Source organism: Acidobacteriota bacterium, assembly GCA_030949985.1.
Lineage (GTDB): Bacteria > Acidobacteriota > Polarisedimenticolia > J045 > J045 > JALTMS01.
The window spans coordinates 1-1,535 of the sequence record JAUZRX010000114.1; the positions used below are offsets into that span (position 1 = coordinate 1).

Genomic DNA, 1,535 nt, shown 5'->3' on the forward strand with positions numbered 1-1,535 from the left:
CGTGCCGTTGCCGTAGCGCAGGCGGTGGATGCCGCCGGCCACATTGTACTCGATGCCGGGAGTGCCAGCGCTGTCGGGGATCACCTCCTGCCAGGGGTCGGTCGCTCCTGGTGTGATGTAGATCGACTCCGCAGTTGTAGAAACTAGGCTCTGGGTTCTCCGGGAACGACTGTTGATGGGCTGTATCTGGCGAATGACGGCAGGTATCCATCTGGTTCCAGAGTTCACGGGCGGTGAAGTTCCCGGACCAGCGGTGGAGATCCGCTATCTGGGCGAGAACCCACCTCTACGCCAGCTCGAGGCGGGAAAGTGGACTCGTGGTTTTGCAACGCTGGAGTCGACAGGCCCGTCAGCGCGCCGTGGCGGTAACTCAAACCGTATTCGGGGTGCTGGCGGCTGATCGATGCGCCGTCCGGAAAGGGAAGCCGCTGGCGCAACAGCAGACCGAGGCCCCCGAGCTGGTCGTCGTAGCTGTAGGCCGTCTCGAAGCTGTCGAAGGCGCTGTCCCGATCCCAGTCCAGCTCGATGCGCTCCGCCGAGACCAGGCCGAAACGCTCCTGGTAGCGGAGTTTGCGCAGGTGGATCGCTACGCCGGTGGCCTCGTCGTAGGTCTTCACGGTCGTCGGTTTGCCCCGGGGACGGTTGGTCTCCGAGACGTTGGGGTCGGTGTGGTCCTCGTCGTAGGCGATCTCCGAGAGAATCACCGACTGCGGCCGCTTGACGTCGATCTGGCCGATGCCGATGCCCTTGACGGTGGCGTTGGTGTTGGTGTCCGTGCTGTCGAACTCGAAGCGGATCTGAAGGTCCACCGTGCTTGCCGAGGCGTCTCCCGCCAGCTCCTCCACCGGAATCCGCAGGGCCAGGCTCTGGCGCCAGCGGGACCAGGAGATCTGGGAGGAGTCGATGGCGTAGAGTTCCGTCGCTCCGGCCGGCCACGGGTCCGTAGTAGTCTTGCGGGCCAGCACCCGGAAGCGGTCCACGGTAACGGCATCCTTCGCCGTCTGCCTCACCTGGCGCCAGATGCGGAAGGTCAGCACGGCTCCTTTGGGCACGCCGCTGATCTGTGGCGAGTCCAGAGTCGCCACCTGCTGGCCGGCCTGGGCGTAGTGGCAGTCCGCGTCGCCGATGTACCAGGCGTTTTCGCCCAGGCAGCTCGCGCTGTCGGTGGTGGACCAGCCGCTGGCGGTCCAGGCGCTGTCACCGGGGCTGTGAGTGGAGGCGAAATCGCTGCCCGCCTGCCGCTCGATGCGGGTCGGACGACCCGCCGCGTCGTAGGTCAGCACCGTCTTGTGACCCCAGGCGGCGCCCAGGGCGTCCCGGGTCTCGGTGGGCTGGCCCAGTTCGTTGAAGTCTTGCGGGCCAGCACCCGGAAGCGGACCACGGTAACGGCATCCATCGCCGACTGCCTCACCTGGCGCAAGATGCGGACGGTCAGCACGGCTCCTTTGGGCACGCCGCTGATCTGTGGCGAGTCCAGAGTCGCCACCTGCTGGCCGGCCTGGGCGTAGTGGCAGTCCGCGTCGCCGATGTACCAG

3 protein-coding genes are annotated in these 1,535 nt (G+C 66.5%); all 3 read right to left on the minus strand.

Going from position 1 to position 1,535, the window contains the following annotated elements; genetic code table 11:
• Window positions 1-228: hypothetical protein (locus Q9Q40_15000; protein MDQ7008527.1), on the minus strand; the 228-nt coding region annotated here is incomplete at its 3' end.
• Complete coding sequence (locus tag Q9Q40_15005; protein MDQ7008528.1) at window positions 225-1,283, minus strand: hypothetical protein; 1,059 nt, start codon at window positions 1,281-1,283, stop codon at window positions 225-227. The genes Q9Q40_15000 and Q9Q40_15005, both read right to left, overlap by 4 nt.
• On the minus strand, window positions 1,277-1,535 hold a 259-nt coding region (locus Q9Q40_15010), incomplete at its 5' end, for a hypothetical protein (GenBank protein ID MDQ7008529.1). The genes Q9Q40_15010 and Q9Q40_15005, both read right to left, overlap by 7 nt.